The organism is Erwinia mallotivora (genome assembly GCF_000590885.1).
Taxonomy (GTDB): domain Bacteria; phylum Pseudomonadota; class Gammaproteobacteria; order Enterobacterales; family Enterobacteriaceae; genus Erwinia; species Erwinia mallotivora.
Genome location: NZ_JFHN01000012.1, coordinates 17,156 through 33,421, shown reverse-complemented (window position 1 = coordinate 33,421; position 16,266 = coordinate 17,156). Strand labels below are relative to the sequence as shown.

Here is a 16,266-nt window from a genome sequence, read left to right as displayed (position 1 = left end):
AGCTTTATCTGGCAATAAATGATATCGACCACACGAAGACCAAAGCGATGTCGCCGCAGACGAACGGCATCTGCGAACGGTTCCACAGGACGATATTGCAGGAGTTTTATCAGGTAGCATTCCGCAAAAAACTGTATGGCGAACTCGATACATTACAGTCGGATCTTGATGAATGGCTGGTTCACTATAATAATGAACGAACCCATCAGGGGAAAATGTGCTGTGGCCGGACGCCAATGGAAACGTTACTTGATGGAAAACACATCTGGGCTGAGAAAAACTTAAGCCAGATGTAATCTGACAGACACCTGTATAAATAACCGGTAACTGTCAGATCAGGTCTGAGCTAATACACATCACTCGTACTATTGAAGTTCCCGTGAGCCAGAGTTGCAAATCAGCTATGTCTTTTGATACCGCGAACTAAACCTTTTTTAAGTTAAGGTCTGGAATACCCACCCAAACATCATCCTCATCCTCATAATAAGAAACCTCACTGATACCATTCTCTATCAGATTTCGTTTACTAATCTGATTTCTTTCTCCTTGACGGAGCTGTGACTCAATTAATTTTGTTGGTACATATTTTTGGACAAGAAACTCTATGACTTGATCGTATTTGTTGTGATCATATGGAGTTATAGTATCTGTGATTTCCTCACCATTAATATGGTACTTGATTTTTATCTTTTTAAACATATCCATAGTTCATTTCTCCCCTGTGAGATTCATTCAGTAGCGTTAAGTTTCTTCTCAATAGCTCTTACTATCACCTGATAACCAATTATAGTTACTATGGTGCAAATCACTAACAACCCAATTCCTACAAAGCCTTCAATGTCACGCTGACCAAAAATTCTTGCCAAGAATATCCAGAAATTTTGTTGGCCTTGTGTTGATGGGTCTGAAGGTCTGGCTATCAAGAAGGTAATAACAAAAATAGCCACACCTATCAGTATTCTAAACCCCGTTGGGACACGTTTTGCTTCCATTTAAAACCACCTCAATTGTTCCAAACGACATAAGCCCATTACGTAATTTCACTTGTGGTGTAGAGAGCAATGCTTGCCGTATAGCTATGAAATCTGTTCTGTGTTGGAGGGTAATGCAGCCTAAAGAGATTCCAAGAGGGCCGCGAGGGTGAAGACGAAAATTCCCCCTTTCTACGTTATTTATCCAAGTATGATCGTCTATCTTTCCATCGTCACGATAAAGTGCAAACCATTCATACTTGATAACAGGTGTAGAGGTTGGCCATGAGTAGAAGTCATGCAAATCTGTTCTAACAATGCCTTTAAAACCACCAGTTGGGCGTTTTACGATGTGATATACCCCGTCAGGGATTGGTCCATTATCGGGAATTGCAATACATCCTGAACGGTTGCGGTATTCACCATTGCCAGAGAACGCCATAAACGTTCCTATGCCGTATATGAGCAGAGGCGAGTAGTCTGCATCATTAACAGTAAACTTTCCTTTTAATGCCACTTTGGCTCCTTCACATTTGCACAGCCTAAAGATAGAGATAGTTTATCATAAAGCCTCATTACAAAAAGACAATAGAAGCCATAACTCCGTTGGTGGTACTAACAACAAGCGGAGCGACTTCATCAACAATCAGACTAAATAAATTATTTTTGATTTGCCAAATCCACGGCTGGAAGCAAATCTTTCAGCGGGGGAGTGTGGGTGTATCTTGCCGTGATGCCGAGTGATTGTGTCCTGCTGTGACCAACAACAAACTGCACCAGTGCAGAACTACACCCGGCAGCTATAGCACCACTTATAAACGTATGGCGTAGAGAATGCACTCGGCGCTTTAATCCATACTCATTATAATCTGCCACATCAACAGCCCTCATCAGCACTATCCAATCCGAAGTTATGATCGTGTAATTAGGAAGGGTGCTGAAAACAAGATCCGAATCTTTCAGGCCCTCCACATGAGCCAGTAGGCCCGGCTCTATCGCCCTGTGAAGTGGAACTTTTCTCATGGCGTGTTCAGTTTTGCCACTTTCAATGAAAATGTACCATCGCCCGGTTTCATCGTCTTTCCTGATATGATGCTTCCTAATCTCTGCAATCTCACCACGGCGAGCGCCAGTGTAAACCAGTGTAAGAAAATACCATTTCCGATAATTGTTATCAGGCAATGAGAAAAGATAATCTTTAATCCGGCTCAATTCGCTGGTGGTGTAGTTTCCCCCTCTATTAGGCTTGACCTCATAAGTGATCCCATCTGTCGGAGATTTGGTCAGAATGTCGCACCGATCAACCAGGTATGTTTTCAGAAGAGACCGCCACAGCTTAAGGTGCTTGTGGACGTGCTCAGAGGTAATTAAGTCATCTTCTGGCACATCATATTCAATACATTCTGCAAGGCTCATTCTTGAATAGGGTAGCTTTATGCGTGTTGGGAGATTCTCCGCAACCTTTAAAGATTCCCTAATGAGTTGTTTGGTTATCTGGTCAACTGGGATATCACCAACAACATGGCAAAGCACATCAAAAAAACGCTGGTTTTCACTGGCTATAGATTTACGCCAGTTTTTTCCCTTATCGTTTGTATAGTTGTTCCAACACTCCAATAAACTTGGAGCTAAACTTTTCGGAATCTGTTCACGGATATCTTCTGGAAGCTGAGTAGTAACAGATGTGGCTTTTTGCAAAGAAGACGTCATCGAATCAATGAGTTGCTGATACTTGAGTAAATCACCTGAATAAAAAGCCTCATAAGCCTGTGACATCATCGCCTGATTCACATCTATCTGATTTGCCGCTTGGTAAACCTGCTCAATATCGGCTTCTTTTACTTCTAATTTTTTCATTTTAAGCGCGGCAATCATCATCCGGGCTGACATATCGTTGCCGTTATACATATTTCCCAAATAATAATCTGAATAGCCCCTGGCTTGCTCTGCACTGACTTGAGGAGAAATAGGGGAATCCGTCATCAATTTTTGATATCGGCCTAATTCAGGTAAGCGTTTGGCCTCATCTAAACCACTTTGAAGCCAGTTCAATAGATACTCGTCAAAATCCTTTTTCGTTGCGGCACGAAACCCTTTGAGACGAGATTTAAACTCGGCAATCTGCATTGTCCCATTCTGGACCAGAGGGATAAACGGGCGAACCTGATTCATTAGGATTTCGGCTTGTTTATAGCTGTCAGTTCCCAGAGAGATACGAACTAAACTACTTGAATCATTTAGCCTAAAATTAGTGTAATATGTGCGACCACGTATCATAGTGTGTGACAGTTTGTGTGACAACTTGTTTGCCATGTTATGTGCCATGAATTAGTTACATATCAGAGAGTTAGAGTGGTTTCTCTATATCTCTATGTTTTTTAAAGTATATCTGACGCCTGGGAAGGCGACAACGAGGTAGTTCCATGAGCGAAAAATTACAGAAAGTCCTGGCTCGTGCCGGGCACGGTTCACGCCGCGAGATCGAAACCATGATTTCAGCAGGTCGCGTCAGCGTGGATGGCAAGCTGGCAACGCTGGGCGATCGGGTTGAATCCAGTAAAGCACTTAAAATCCGCATCGACGGTCATCTCGTTTCCGTCGCAGAGTCAACCGAAGAGATCTGCCGCGTACTGGCCTATTACAAACCTGAAGGCGAATTATGCACCCGTAATGATCCTGAAGGGCGTCCTACGGTATTTGATCGTCTGCCAAAACTGCGCGGGGCGCGGTGGATTGCGGTTGGCCGACTGGATGTTAACACCTGCGGGCTTTTACTCTTTACCACTGATGGTGAACTGGCGAACCGCCTGATGCATCCCAGCCGGGAAGTTGAAAGGGAATACGCGGTGCGGGTGTTTGGCCAGGTTGATGATGAAAAAATCAAACAGCTGAGCCGGGGGGTACAACTGGAAGATGGTCCTGCGGCTTTTAAAACCTTGAAATTTAGCGGTGGGGAAGGGATCAACCAGTGGTACACCGTGACGCTGACTGAGGGGCGCAACCGCGAGGTACGCCGTCTGTGGGAGTCGGTCGGTGTTCAGGTCAGTCGACTGATCCGCACCCGCTATGGTGACATCGATTTGCCAAAAGGATTGCCGCGTGGGGGATGGACGGAACTGGATCTGACCCCCACCAACTACCTGCGCGAGCTGGTCGGTCTGCCAGCAGAAACCAACAGCAAAGTGCCGGTTGATAAAGATCGTCGCCGCACCAAGGCTAACCAGATTCGTCGTGCGGTTAAACGTCACTCACAGGTGAGCAACGGTCGTCGACCTTCCGGCAAACGCTAATGCTGCGAGCTTCAGAAGAGACAGCAACACCTCTCTTCTGAAGCCAAAGAGCAATCTTACCAGTCAATCCCCTGCTGAGCCTGCACACCCGCATCGAAAGCGTGTTTAACCGGCCGCATCTCGGTTATGGTATCGGCCATTTCAAGCAATTCCCGATGACACCCGCGACCTGTAATAATCACGTTCTGGCCGACCGGGCGCAGTGACAGCGAGGCTATAACTTCTGTCAGCGGCAGGTAACTGAAGTTAATCATATACGTCAGTTCATCCAGCACGACCAAATCCAGCGCGGGATCTTCCAGCATTCGTTTTGCCTGCTGCCAGACGGTCAGGCAGGCGGCGGTGTCCGTCTCTTTATTTTGCGTATCCCAGGTAAACCCTGTCGACATAACCTGAAATTCCACGCCGAGAGGTTCCAGCACATTGCGCTCGCCATTCGGCCATTCGCCTTTAATAAACTGAACAACCCCGACCCGCTTTTTGTGACCGCATGCGCGTAAAGCCGTGCCAAACGCAGCGGTGGTTTTACCTTTGCCATTGCCGGTAAAGATCATCAGGATGCCGCGTGTTTCAGTGGCTGCGGCTACCCGGGCATCGACTTTTTCTTTTAACCGCTGCTGACGTTGCTGGTGGCGATTTTCAGCCATTATGATGCGGCTCCGGGTTTACGACCCGGCTGGGCATCAAAACTTATTCCGGTTTTTCCTTTACTGTCATCACCCATCAGATAAAGGTAAAGCGGCATGATATCCGCCGGTGTTTTCAGTTTTTCCGCATCTTCGCCGGGGAAGGCACTGGCGCGCATTTTAGTCCTTGTTCCGCCGGGATTGATGCAATTGACCCGGAGTGACTGGCTGTCGTATTCATCCGCCAGTACCTGCATCAGGCCTTCAGTCGCAAACTTGGAAACCGAATAAGCTCCCCATCCCGCACGTCCCTGACGACCAACGCTTGAGGTGGTAAAAACCAGCGATGCCGAGGCCGATTTGAGCATCAGCGGCAGCAATGCCTGCGTCAGAAAAAAGGCAGCATCAACATTTACCCTCATCACCCGCTGCCAGACCTGTGGGTCCTGCTGTTCAACAGGGGCTATATCACCCAGCAGCCCGGCATTATGTAGTACGCCATCCAGCCGTGAAACCTGTTGCGCCATCTCTGATGCCAGCTGCCGGCAATCTGCGGGCGTAGCGGTTTCCAGGTCGAGAATAAATTTATGGGCTACCGGCAGGTTGTGTGCCGCAATCTCATCGACAACGCCCTGTAGTTTTTCTGGGTTACGCCCAAGCAGCAGAACTTTTGCACCATAACGTGCACAGGTCAGTGCTGCTTCACGGCCAATACCCTCACTGGCTCCGGTTACCAGAATGATGCGATCGGTCAGCAAATCGCTTTTTGGAAGATAATGCACAGGATTGTCCTCAGCAGTGAACAGACTGGCGCGGGGCTGACAACGTTTGTCGCCCGCGATGAACAGAGTGTGTTATGCCTGAAAATGGCTGTCAGTTCAATGTGATCGCACTGTTAACGCAGACGGTATTTAACAGGAATTGGGCGACGTCTGCCAGTGACTCAGCAAAACTAGCCGTTTTGCTTACACGATGTGAATAAGGCGGAATGAGTGGAACTACTCTCTTATTATGGGCTGTTTCTGGCAAAGACAGTGACGATAGTGCTGGCAGTTATTGCGATTGCCATTGTGATCGCCAATCTGGCTATGCGCAGACGCGGACAGAGCGGTCAGCTTGAGCTGACCCATCTGGGTGAACGTTATCTGGAAATGAAAGATGACATGCTGCTGGCTAAGATGAAACAACCACAGAAAAAGCTGTGGCAGAAAGAGCGAAAGAAAAAACAAAAACAGGAGGCGAAATCTGCAAAGCAGGGGATGAATCACATCCAGCAGAAACCCACTTTGTTTGTCATCGATTTTCGCGGCAGCATGGATGCCCATGAGGTTTCGTCTCTTCGCGAAGAAGTGTCAGCGGTGCTGGCGGTGGCAAAAGCAGAAGATGAAGTGCTGCTTCGTCTGGAGAGCCCGGGCGGTGTTGTGCATGGTTATGGTCTGGCTTCCTCGCAGTTGCAGCGTCTGCGTGACAAAAAGATCAGGCTGACGGTGGCGGTGGATAAAGTCGCCGCCAGCGGTGGTTATATGATGGCCTGCGTGGCCGATCGTATCGTGGCTGCACCGTTTTCCATTATCGGGTCGATTGGCGTGGTCGCGCAGATCCCAAACTTTAACCGACTTCTGAAACGTAACGAAATTGATGTAGAACTCCATACCGCTGGGGAGTACAAGCGCACTCTGACATTGTTTGGTGAGAATACCGAGCAGGGGCGTGAAAAGTTTCGCGAAGATCTGAATGAAACCCATCTGCTGTTTAAACAGTTTGTTCACCAGATGCGCCCAGGGTTAGATATCGACAGCGTGGCAACCGGCGAACACTGGTTCGGCACCCAGGCCCTGGAAAAAGGGCTGGTGGATGCTATCGGCACCAGCGATGATTTGATCATTGAACATCTGAACGGCCATGAAGTCATCGCCGTGCGTTATGCCAGACGCAGGAAACTGATGGACCGTTTTACTCAGAGTGCAGCCAGCAGTGCAGAGGGTGTGATACTGCGTTTCTGGCAGCGGGGTGAAAAGCCACTGCTTTAATGGTTTTATGGGGTAAGCGCAGGCGCTTAGTTTTTCAGCTGGTAACGGGATGATAATTCCGTTGCCAGATATTTGAAGACGTTAAAAACGGCGGTGCTTTTTTCGCCTGGAAGCCCGTGCTCATCCAGATAGTAGTCGCCGCGAAACACCAGAAGGTCACCTTTTTGCTCCACATCCGTCGCAGTCAGACCTTCAAAATAGAGTTCATGTTCTGCAACCAGTTCGTTGGCTTTTTGCAGCAGGGTTACTTTGTCAATAACGTTGGTCTGGTTCATCCCAGCTCTCCTTTATAGTCGATGACAACCGGCACTATATTACGACCTCGCTAAACAAAAGCACAATGTTTGCGCGACCTTACCTTTCATCACTCTTTTTATCCCGCTCTCTGGCAGAAACCGCAGGCAGATGCTAATTAAGTTGCGTATCAGATTTTATCAGGTAGAGTGTGGGCGTTTCGGGTTCCGGGCGTAAAACTGGCTTTACGCTTAGTGAGTGCATCACGAAGAGTGTTGTAAAAGTTTACTTTAATCAATAAGTTAAGTTCACGAGTGACAGCGGTTATCCCGGCAAATTGCGACAGGGTTGAAAACGAAAAACCTGAAAGCGATATCGCTAACGCGGCGGATTTGCCCCGGTAAACGACACCATTCACTCACGGATGTTTTAATCAGGTAAAGGTAAATATGGGCAAAGCTCTCGTAATAGTTGAGTCCCCGGCAAAAGCCAAAACAATCAATAAATATCTTGGAAATGACTACGTGGTGAAATCCAGCGTGGGTCATATCCGGGATTTGCCGACCAGTGGATCAACAGCTAAAAAGAGCGCTGACTCTACAACCAGTAAAACCACCAAAAAGGTGAAGAAGGACGAAAAAGCGGCGCTGGTAAGCCGGATGGGCGTTGATCCTTATCATGGATGGGATGCCAATTATCAGATTCTGCCGGGCAAAGAGAAAGTCGTTTCCGAGCTGAAATCACTGGCACAGAATGCCTCACATATCTATCTCGCGACCGACCTTGACCGTGAAGGAGAGGCCATTGCATGGCACCTGCGCGAAGTGATCGGGGGTGATGATTCACGCTTCAGTCGCGTGGTGTTTAATGAGATTACCAAAAATGCCATTCGCCAGGCGTTTGAGAAGCCTGGCGAACTGAATATTAGTCGGGTCAATGCACAGCAGGCACGTCGCTTTATGGATCGTGTGGTGGGATACATGGTTTCACCGCTGCTGTGGAAAAAAATCGCCCGTGGCTTGTCGGCGGGCCGTGTGCAGTCGGTGGCTGTACGCCTGGTGGTTGAGCGCGAGCGCGAAATCAAGGCCTTCGTTCCGGAAGAGTACTGGGAGTTACATGCTGATTTAAACACGCCTAAAGGCAGCGATTTGCCGATGGAAGTGACGCACCAGCATGATAAGCCGTTTCGTCCGGTTAACGGAGAGCAGACTCAGGCGGCGGTCAGCCTGCTGGAGAAAGCCCGTTATCTGGTAGAGGATCGTGAAGATAAACCGACCAGCAGTAAACCGGGGGCGCCTTTTATTACCTCCACGTTGCAGCAGGCGGCAAGTACCCGACTGGGTTACGGTGTTAAGAAGACGATGATGATGGCTCAGCGTCTTTATGAAGCTGGACATATTACTTATATGCGTACTGACTCGACTAATATCAGTCAGGATGCCCTTGGCATGGTTCGTGGCTACATTGAAAATGAATTTGGCGAAAAGTATCTGCCAAAAGAGCCTAACGCTTATGTCAGCAAAGATAATTCCCAGGAAGCGCATGAAGCGATCAGGCCTTCTGATGTCGGCGTGCTGTCCGAACAGCTGAAAGATATGGAAGCCGACGCGCAAAAACTTTATCAGTTGATCTGGCGTCAGTTTGTTGCCTGTCAGATGACGCCGGCGAAATATGACTCCACCACGCTTACGGTGACCGCCGGTGATTTCAGGCTGAAAGCGAAGGGCCGCACTTTACGTTTTGACGGCTGGACCAGAGTGATGCCTGCGCTGCGTAAAGGTGATGAAGATCGCACTTTGCCGCCGGTCGAAGTGGGTGAAGAGTTGAAACTGTTGCAACTGAAGCCGAGCCAACACTTTACCAAGCCACCCGCGCGTTTCAGTGAAGCTTCTCTGGTGCGCGAGCTGGAAAAACGCGGTATCGGCCGGCCTTCGACCTATGCTTCTATCATCTCCACCATCCAGGACCGTGGTTATGTGCGGGTTGAAAGCCGCCGTTTCTACGCTGAGAAAATGGGAGAAATCGTCACCGATCGTCTGGAAGAGAACTTCCGCGAATTGATGAATTACGATTTTACCGCTCATATGGAAAACAGCCTCGATCAGGTAGCCAATAACGAGGCAAAATGGAAAAGTGTGCTCGACACTTTTTTTGCTGATTTCAGTCAGCAGCTGGAGAAAGCCGACAAGGATCCGGAAGAGGGCGGGATGCAGCCAAATCAGATGATCCTGACTTCGATTGACTGCCCAACCTGTGGCCGCAAGATGGGGATTCGCACGGCCAGTACCGGCGTTTTCCTGGGATGTTCTGGTTATGCTTTGCCACCTAAAGAGCGCTGTAAACAGACCATCAACCTGATACCGGAAAATGAAGTACTGAATGTTCTGGAAGGTGATGATGCAGAAACCAATGCACTCCGTGCCCGTCGCCGTTGTAATAAATGCGGCACAGCAATGGACAGCTATCTGATTGACAACCAGCGTAAACTCCACGTCTGTGGTAATAATCCGGCTTGTGATGGCTATGAGATTGAGCAGGGTGAGTTTCGTATCAAAGGTTATGACGGCCCGGTGGTTGAATGCGAGAAGTGTGGCTCTGAAATGCACCTGAAAATGGGGCGTTTTGGCAAGTACATGGCCTGCACAAATGATGAGTGTAAAAACACCCGTAAAATTCTGCGCAATGGCGATGTCGCTCCACCTAAAGAGGATCCTGTGCCACTTCCGGAGCTGGCCTGCGAAAAGTCAGATGCCTATTTTGTCTTACGCGATGGGGCGGCCGGGGTGTTTCTTGCGGCGAATACTTTTCCGAAATCTCGTGAAACACGTGCACCGTTGGTTGAGGAACTGCAACGCTTCAGCGACCGACTGCCTGAAAAACTTCGCTACCTGGCAGATGCTCCGGCAGCCGACGATGAAGGTAATAAATCGGTGGTGCGCTTCAGCCGTAAAACCAAACAGCAATATGTCAGTACCGAAAAAGACGGGAAAGCAACCGGCTGGTCAGCATTTTACGTTGATGGTAAATGGCAGGTGACCACTAAGTCGTCTGCTAAGAAGTAATTATCTCATTAAGGGCCAGTTCAGACTGGCCCTGTTTCACTGACTGTTAATCAGAGCTCTTGTGTTATTAACAAGCGACTTTGTGTTCCTACGCCTCTTATCTCTGCTTCACATCACGCCAGCTTTTGGTATAGTTGTTATAGAAATATCATTTCTTATTATCAAATCGCATTAAACCGGAGATCCTGCAAACCATGGCTGTGAACGATATGACAGCACTGGGTTACGGGTGCGCGGCTTACAACCCCTGGATGGAATCAACATGAAATTGCAGCAGCTGCGTTACATCGTTGAGGTGGTTAATCATAACCTCAACGTCTCGTCGACGGCCGAAGGGCTCTACACCTCTCAACCCGGAATCAGTAAGCAGGTACGCATGCTGGAAGATGAGCTGGGTATACAGATTTTCGCGCGAAGTGGTAAGCATCTGACTCAGGTCACTCCGGCCGGACAGGAAATTATTCGCATAGCCCGTGAAGTCCTCTCCAAGGTTGATGCGATTAAATCAGTGGCGGGTGAGCATACCTGGCCAGACAAAGGTTCTCTCTATGTTGCCACCACTCATACGCAGGCTCGTTACGCTTTGCCTGGTGTCATCAAAGGATTTATTGAGCGTTATCCTCGTGTTTCTTTGCATATGCATCAGGGCTCACCAACACAAATTGCAGAGGCTGTTTCCAAAGGCAACGCCGACTTTGCTATTGCAACCGAGGCTCTTCATCTTTACGACGATTTGATTATGTTACCCTGCTATCACTGGAACCGGGCGATTGTGGTTACCCCCGATCATCCACTGGCTGAGAAAGCGAAGGTCTCTATTGAGGAGCTGGCAGAGTATCCGTTAGTGACTTATACCTTTGGTTTCACTGGTCGTTCAGAGCTGGATACGGCGTTTAATCGTGCCGGTCTGACCCCACGAATTGTGTTTACCGCCACCGATGCCGACGTCATTAAAACCTATGTACGCCTTGGTTTGGGCGTTGGTGTAATAGCCAGCATGGCTGTCGATCCGCTTTCCGACCCCGATCTGGTGAGAATTGAAGCGACTGATGTATTCAGCTACAGCACCACCAAAATTGGTTTTCGCCGTAGTACTTTTTTGCGCAGCTATATGTATGATTTTATACAGCGCTTTGCCCCCCATCTTACCAGAGACGTGGTCGATACTGCCGTAGGGCTGCGTTCAAATGAAGACATCGAAGCGATGTTTAAAGACATCAAGCTACCGGCTAAATAGATATCCTTTCATTAAATGTGGGTATGCAGAGGGCTGCCAGGCTTCTCTGCATTATTGCTGGATCTGCTCTTATCCGTATCAATCAATCTCATTTATTATTTTTTTGTGAATGAAACATGTATCACATGTTTTTTCTTTGTTTTTTATTAAATGAGAAATGGTACACATTTTTCGGTTTATTGCTTTGCAGGCGGCCAGGACTATTCTTACACTCTGATTTACAGGTCGTAAGAGGAGCTTACTGTCAGGGATGAAAAAAGATAACTACAGTTATAAATGGAACTATGAAAGTCTTTCGGTGTGCGTATTTGCTTTAAGGATTAATAAACTATCTTCAGTTTGATTAAAGACAGCTAATAGAATTTTACTTTTTTGATAAAGGTTGTTAATCGTTTAGTTCAATAAAAATGACTGGATTTCGTCCCATAAAATGTTTAGGATTCATCCTAATTTCTGATTGGCTTGATCAATCGTTTTAATGAGAGTGATTATCGATAACTATGACTACCAGACTATCAGTAGAGCCCAGCTTCGGGCATGAGACCGTACCGGTTCAGCGTAATACTAACCTCAAACGCAAAGCGTGGATGGCTGTTTTCGCTGGTTCAGCACTATTCTGGCTGGCCGTCGCAATGATGGTCTGGCACTTCTGGGGATAAAGATGCATCTGGAGACATTCAATCGTAAGCAGCAACAGCAAACCAAAGTGAAACAGCGTTTTTGTAAAAGTAAAGATGCTGAAGCCGTGAAAATTCCCGAGTCATGGGGCCTGAGCGAGCTTCAGCGCAGTTTTATTGATTCAATGTCCGATAATAAAAGCAAATAATAAAGTCAAATTTCTGGCGCGCGGCCAGCCATTAAAATTACAAGTTCAGGCATTCCCTGACTGCTTTATGCACTTAACACCATTTTTAATTTCATTTAAAAAACTTTACTGGCGTTGACAGTTTTATGTTGATGCTGTTTTCCGGTTAACAGTGAACCTTTTTTTGTGGTCTGAGTCGGAAATTAAGGCAAATTTAAGCAAGTGGCTAACTCTTTTTTGTTTTGAGTTGCACGTCAGCTTGATTATGGCAATACCGATGCATCAAACATGCATATTTAAACAACAAGAATTCCTTAAAAACGCCCCATCGTTATCGCGAGGGGCGTTTTTTTATTGCTGATAAATCATTTTCTGAAAGCTGACTTGTAATCATTTTTGTTAAGCCGGATCTGAAGAGAGGACGCTGGCGCAGATAAATGCCTGATTGATGCTATAACGTGCGCGGTAATCAGTGCTTGTTGACTTTGTTATCAGATCGTTAAATTGAATCTGTACTATCTTTAGATCAAACCATGTAGTTACTCAGGTTATCTGGATATTAACAAAGGAGAAAGCCATGACGTCCAGTCTGCATCAAAAGGTCAGTGCACTGCTGGATGTGCAGGGCCGGCATTATCATTATTTCAGCCTGGCCGAAGCTGAAAAGTTTCTGGGGGACCTCACCCGCCTGCCAAAATCTCTGAAAGTTTTGCTGGAAAATTTACTTCGCTGGCATGACGAAGATTCTGTCAGTGAGCAGGATATTATTGCGCTGGCGGGATGGCTCAAACATGCACACGCCGATCGTGAAATTGCGTATCGTCCCGCCCGGGTGCTGATGCAGGACTTTACAGGTGTTCCCGCCGTCGTCGACCTGGCCGCCATGCGTGAGGCCGTCAGACGTCTGGGAGGGGATGTGGCGAGGGTGAATCCACTCTCTTCCGTTGACCTGGTGATTGATCATTCGGTAACAGTTGATCATTTTGGTGACGGGCAGGCATTTGCAGAAAATGTCGGGCTGGAAATGGAACGCAACCATGAACGCTATGTATTCCTCCGTTGGGGACAGAAAGCCTTTGATAAATTTCGTGTCGTGCCGCCAGGAACCGGAATTTGCCATCAGGTGAACCTGGAATATCTCGGCCAGGCGGTATGGCATGAAAAAATCAATGGTAAAGACTTTGCCTGGCCGGATACCCTGGTTGGCACCGATTCTCACACCACTATGATCAATGCGCTGGGGGTATTAGGCTGGGGAGTGGGTGGTATCGAAGCTGAAGCGGCAATGCTTGGACAGCCGGTTTCAATGCTTATCCCCGATGTGGTGGGATTTAAACTGACCGGTAAGTTAAAACCGGGAATTACCGCTACCGACCTGGTTCTGACCGTAACACAAATGCTGCGTAAGCATGGTGTGGTGGGAAAATTTGTTGAATTTTATGGCGATGGTCTGGACCAGCTGCCGCTGGCTGACCGTGCCACCATCGCTAATATGGCTCCGGAGTACGGTGCCACCTGTGGATTTTTTCCGGTCGATGCTGTCACCCTGGATTATATGACGCTCACCGGGCGATCTGCTGAGCAGGTCGCGCTGGTGGAAGCTTATACCAAAGCGCAGGGGCTTTGGCGCAAGGCAGGTGACGAACCGGTTTTCACCAGTTCACTGGCTTTAGATATGGGTGAGGTTGAGGCAAGCCTCGCCGGGCCAAAACGTCCACAGGATCGTGTTTTACTGGCGGATGTTCCGAGAGCTTTCAGCGCCGGCAACAGTCTTGAGGTGAATCGCACACATGAACATCCCCAGTCTGTAAGCTATACCGACAGTCAGACTGGCCTCAGCCACACTCTTGAAGAGGGCGCGGTGGTGATTTCCGCTATCACTTCATGTACTAACACCTCCAATCCGGGAGTGATGATGGCCGCCGGGCTGCTGGCGAAAAAGGCTGTTGAACGAGGTTTACAGCGCCAGCCATGGGTTAAAGCCTCTCTGGCTCCGGGGTCTAAAGTTGTTTCTGACTATCTGGCAAAAGCGAATCTGACATCCAGCCTCGACCAGCTTGGTTTTAATCTGGTGGGATATGGCTGCACGACCTGTATTGGTAATTCGGGACCACTGCCTGATGAGGTGGAGCGCGCCATTAAAGAGGGCGATCTCACCGTTGGCGCTGTACTGTCAGGTAACCGTAATTTTGAAGGTCGTATCCATCCTCTGGTCAGAACAAACTGGCTCGCCTCACCGCCGCTGGTGGTAGCTTATGCGTTGGCAGGTAATATGAAAATTAATCTGCGTGAAGACCCTGTTGGCAATGATAAAAGCGGCAATCCGGTATGGTTGAAAGATATCTGGCCTTCGCAGACGGAAATTGACGCAGCGCTGGAGATGGTGTCCACCGGAATGTTTCATCAGCAGTATGCCGCAGTATTCAAAGGCACGCCCGAGTGGCAACAGATCGTTGTAAGTGACGATGTCACGTATGCCTGGGACGATAATTCAACGTATATCAGGTTATCGCCATTCTTTGATGACATGAGCAAAGAACCGAAACCAGTCAACGATATCAGAGGCGCGCGGATCCTGGCGATGCTGGGAGATTCTGTCACTACTGACCACATTTCTCCCGCAGGGAGCATCAAAGCCGACAGCCCGGCTGGTCGCTATTTAGTCGGCAATGGCGTCCGTGAGAGTGATTTTAACTCTTACGGTTCGCGACGGGGGAATCATGAAGTGATGATGCGGGGTACCTTTGCCAATATCCGCATCCGCAATGAAATGGTCCCTGGCGTGGAAGGGGGGATAACACGTTTTATTCCGGGAAATGAACAGCTGGCGATTTTTGATGCGGCTGAGCGCTATCGTCAGCACTCAACGCCGCTGGCGGTGATCGCCGGGAAAGAATATGGTTCAGGCTCCAGTCGTGACTGGGCTGCAAAAGGGCCTCGCCTGCTTGGCGTCAGGGTGGTGATTGCCGAATCTTTTGAGCGTATTCATCGTTCAAACCTGATTGGTATGGGGATCCTGCCTCTGGAGTTTCCCGAAGGTGTGACGCGCAAAACGCTGAGTCTGACGGGGGATGAGCAGATTGATGTGCAGGATCTGGCGCAATTGCAACCCGGTGGGGAGGTTAAAGTCACGGTCACCGCGCAAAATGGTGAGGTCACCGTACTGAAAACGCGCTGCCGCATCGATACCGGTAATGAGCTTACTTACTATCAACATGACGGCATTCTGCATTATGTCATTCGCAACATGCTGAACTGAGTTCACCGGACAGGTGGCACAATACTTGAGCTTGTGCCGCCTGCTCACGCTATAGGATGCCAGCTCTACAGGCTGACAGAACCGATTTCATTGCGTGTAATGTCGCGATACTTAAGAAAGCAGGTGTCCCATTTTAGCGGCCTTGGTATCCAGATAATGCGCATTTTCCGGATTACGCCCTACAATCAGCGGTACACGGCTGACGATGTTGATACCGGCTTCACTGAGTATCTCAACTTTTCGGGGATTATTAGTCAGCAGCCTTACTTCGTTAACGCCAAGTAAACGGAACATATCAGCACAAAGGGTGAAATCGCGCTCATCAGCTGCAAAACCTAACTGATGGTTCGCTTCAACCGTGTCATATCCCTTGTCCTGCAACGCGTAAGCGCGAATCTTATTCAGCAGGCCGATATTACGTCCCTCCTGGCGATGGTAGAGCAACACGCCGCGACCTTCTTCTGCGATATGATTCAGCGCGGCTTCCAGCTGAAAGCCGCAATCACAGCGCAGGCTGAACAGGGCATCACCGGTCAGACACTCTGAATGTACGCGGGCGAGCACAGCCTCGCCGTTACTGATATCACCATAAACCAGCGCGACATGGTCATGGCCGGTTGCCAGTTCTTCAAATCCAACCATCAGGAAATCTCCCCATGGCGTGGGCAGATTGGCTTCTGCCACCCGTTTAAGCTGCATGTGACTCTCCAGATACACCAGGTAATACATCGCCCTTATGGCAGGGCATCTTC

The 16,266-nt window shown here is 48.5% G+C and carries 16 protein-coding genes; 8 read left to right on the top strand and 8 right to left on the bottom strand.

Annotated elements, in window-relative coordinates; all coding sequences use genetic code 11:
• A partial coding sequence (locus tag BG55_RS00660) for an IS481 family transposase (RefSeq protein WP_034933296.1) occupies positions 1 to 296 on the top strand: 296 nt, incomplete at its 5' end.
• A 127-nt stretch (positions 297 to 423) separates the two neighbouring features.
• Here BG55_RS00660 and BG55_RS00655 read toward each other — a convergent pair.
• The 4 genes from BG55_RS00655 to BG55_RS00645 all read right to left on the bottom strand — a co-directional run bounded on the left by BG55_RS00655 (position 424) and on the right by BG55_RS00645 (position 3,143).
• Positions 424 to 705 (bottom strand): hypothetical protein, encoded by a 282-nt coding sequence (locus BG55_RS00655; protein WP_034933079.1) that lies wholly within the window; start codon positions 703 to 705, stop codon positions 424 to 426.
• Between the two features lie 23 nt (positions 706 to 728).
• Positions 729 to 992 carry a hypothetical protein gene (locus BG55_RS00650; protein WP_034933075.1) on the bottom strand — a complete coding sequence of 88 codons (264 nt, stop codon included), beginning with the start codon at positions 990 to 992 and terminating at the stop codon, positions 729 to 731.
• A complete protein-coding gene (locus tag BG55_RS21590) occupies positions 961 to 1,488 on the bottom strand; it encodes a DUF2778 domain-containing protein (protein ID WP_071994953.1) in 528 nt (175 codons plus the stop codon). Before BG55_RS21590 ends, BG55_RS00650 begins: the two co-directional genes overlap by 32 nt.
• 143 nt (positions 1,489 to 1,631) lie before the next feature.
• On the bottom strand, positions 1,632 to 3,143 hold the full coding sequence (locus BG55_RS00645; RefSeq protein ID WP_235192690.1) for a tyrosine-type recombinase/integrase: 1,512 nt from the start codon (positions 3,141 to 3,143) through the stop codon (positions 1,632 to 1,634).
• A gap of 251 nt (positions 3,144 to 3,394) precedes the next feature.
• Here BG55_RS00645 and rluB point away from each other — a divergent pair, with 251 nt between their 5' ends.
• Positions 3,395 to 4,261: a 23S rRNA pseudouridine(2605) synthase RluB gene (gene rluB / locus BG55_RS00640; protein WP_034933069.1), complete on the top strand. Its 867-nt coding sequence runs from the start codon at positions 3,395 to 3,397 to the stop codon at positions 4,259 to 4,261.
• 56 nt (positions 4,262 to 4,317) lie between these two features.
• Here rluB and cobO read toward each other — a convergent pair whose 3' ends face one another.
• A complete protein-coding gene (gene cobO, locus BG55_RS00635) occupies positions 4,318 to 4,908 on the bottom strand; it encodes a cob(I)yrinic acid a,c-diamide adenosyltransferase (protein WP_034933064.1) in 591 nt (196 codons plus the stop codon).
• The gene (locus tag BG55_RS00630; RefSeq protein WP_034933060.1) at positions 4,908 to 5,669 is read right to left on the bottom strand and encodes a YciK family oxidoreductase; all 762 of its coding nucleotides are present in this window, start codon (positions 5,667 to 5,669) and stop codon (positions 4,908 to 4,910) included. The genes cobO and BG55_RS00630 overlap by 1 nt, the downstream gene beginning before the upstream one ends.
• 210 nt (positions 5,670 to 5,879) lie before the next feature.
• Between BG55_RS00630 and sohB the strand changes: the two genes are divergently transcribed.
• Complete coding sequence (gene sohB / locus BG55_RS00625) at positions 5,880 to 6,917, top strand: protease SohB (protein WP_034933057.1); 1,038 nt, start codon at positions 5,880 to 5,882, stop codon at positions 6,915 to 6,917.
• A gap of 26 nt (positions 6,918 to 6,943) precedes the next feature.
• Here sohB and BG55_RS00620 read toward each other — a convergent pair whose 3' ends face one another.
• Positions 6,944 to 7,192, bottom strand: a complete 249-nt coding sequence (locus BG55_RS00620; protein ID WP_034933053.1) for a DUF2498 family protein — start codon at positions 7,190 to 7,192, stop codon at positions 6,944 to 6,946.
• Positions 7,193 to 7,600: 408 nt separating this feature from the next.
• Here BG55_RS00620 and topA point away from each other — a divergent pair, with 408 nt between their 5' ends.
• From topA to acnA, 5 genes are all read left to right on the top strand, one after another.
• A complete protein-coding gene (gene topA / locus BG55_RS00615) occupies positions 7,601 to 10,213 on the top strand; it encodes a type I DNA topoisomerase (protein WP_034933050.1) in 2,613 nt (870 codons plus the stop codon).
• Between the two features lie 262 nt (positions 10,214 to 10,475).
• The gene (gene cysB / locus BG55_RS00610) at positions 10,476 to 11,450 is read left to right on the top strand and encodes an HTH-type transcriptional regulator CysB (protein WP_034933047.1); all 975 of its coding nucleotides are present in this window, start codon (positions 10,476 to 10,478) and stop codon (positions 11,448 to 11,450) included.
• Between the two features lie 500 nt (positions 11,451 to 11,950).
• Positions 11,951 to 12,109, top strand: coding sequence for a YmiA family putative membrane protein (locus tag BG55_RS21585; RefSeq protein WP_071994952.1), 159 nt, complete (start codon positions 11,951 to 11,953; stop codon positions 12,107 to 12,109).
• Complete coding sequence (locus BG55_RS23100) at positions 12,034 to 12,276, top strand: YciX family protein (RefSeq protein WP_034933044.1); 243 nt, start codon at positions 12,034 to 12,036, stop codon at positions 12,274 to 12,276. The genes BG55_RS21585 and BG55_RS23100 overlap by 76 nt, the downstream gene beginning before the upstream one ends.
• Positions 12,277 to 12,832: 556 nt before the next feature.
• Positions 12,833 to 15,514, top strand: coding sequence for an aconitate hydratase AcnA (acnA, locus tag BG55_RS00600; RefSeq protein ID WP_034933040.1), 2,682 nt, complete (start codon positions 12,833 to 12,835; stop codon positions 15,512 to 15,514).
• A gap of 111 nt (positions 15,515 to 15,625) precedes the next feature.
• On the opposite strand, the gene ribA is transcribed toward acnA, so the two are convergent.
• The gene (gene ribA, locus BG55_RS00595) at positions 15,626 to 16,213 is read right to left on the bottom strand and encodes a GTP cyclohydrolase II (RefSeq protein ID WP_034933037.1); all 588 of its coding nucleotides are present in this window, start codon (positions 16,211 to 16,213) and stop codon (positions 15,626 to 15,628) included.
• Positions 16,214 to 16,266 lie beyond the last annotated feature (53 nt).

Coding starts and splice junctions, on each gene's coding strand:
- BG55_RS00620 (WP_034933053.1), bottom strand. CDS start 7,192: ATGAACCAGACCAACGTTATTGACAAAGTAACCCTGCTGCAAAAAGCC.
- ribA (WP_034933037.1), bottom strand. CDS start 16,213: ATGCAGCTTAAACGGGTGGCAGAAGCCAATCTGCCCACGCCATGGGGA.
- cobO (WP_034933064.1), bottom strand. CDS start 4,908: ATGGCTGAAAATCGCCACCAGCAACGTCAGCAGCGGTTAAAAGAAAAA.
- topA (WP_034933050.1), top strand. CDS start 7,601: ATGGGCAAAGCTCTCGTAATAGTTGAGTCCCCGGCAAAAGCCAAAACA.
- rluB (WP_034933069.1), top strand. CDS start 3,395: ATGAGCGAAAAATTACAGAAAGTCCTGGCTCGTGCCGGGCACGGTTCA.
- BG55_RS00655 (WP_034933079.1), bottom strand. CDS start 705: ATGGATATGTTTAAAAAGATAAAAATCAAGTACCATATTAATGGTGAG.
- BG55_RS00650 (WP_034933075.1), bottom strand. CDS start 992: ATGGAAGCAAAACGTGTCCCAACGGGGTTTAGAATACTGATAGGTGTG.
- BG55_RS21585 (WP_071994952.1), top strand. CDS start 11,951: ATGACTACCAGACTATCAGTAGAGCCCAGCTTCGGGCATGAGACCGTA.
- BG55_RS00645 (WP_235192690.1), bottom strand. CDS start 3,143: ATGAATCAGGTTCGCCCGTTTATCCCTCTGGTCCAGAATGGGACAATG.
- cysB (WP_034933047.1), top strand. CDS start 10,476: ATGAAATTGCAGCAGCTGCGTTACATCGTTGAGGTGGTTAATCATAAC.
- acnA (WP_034933040.1), top strand. CDS start 12,833: ATGACGTCCAGTCTGCATCAAAAGGTCAGTGCACTGCTGGATGTGCAG.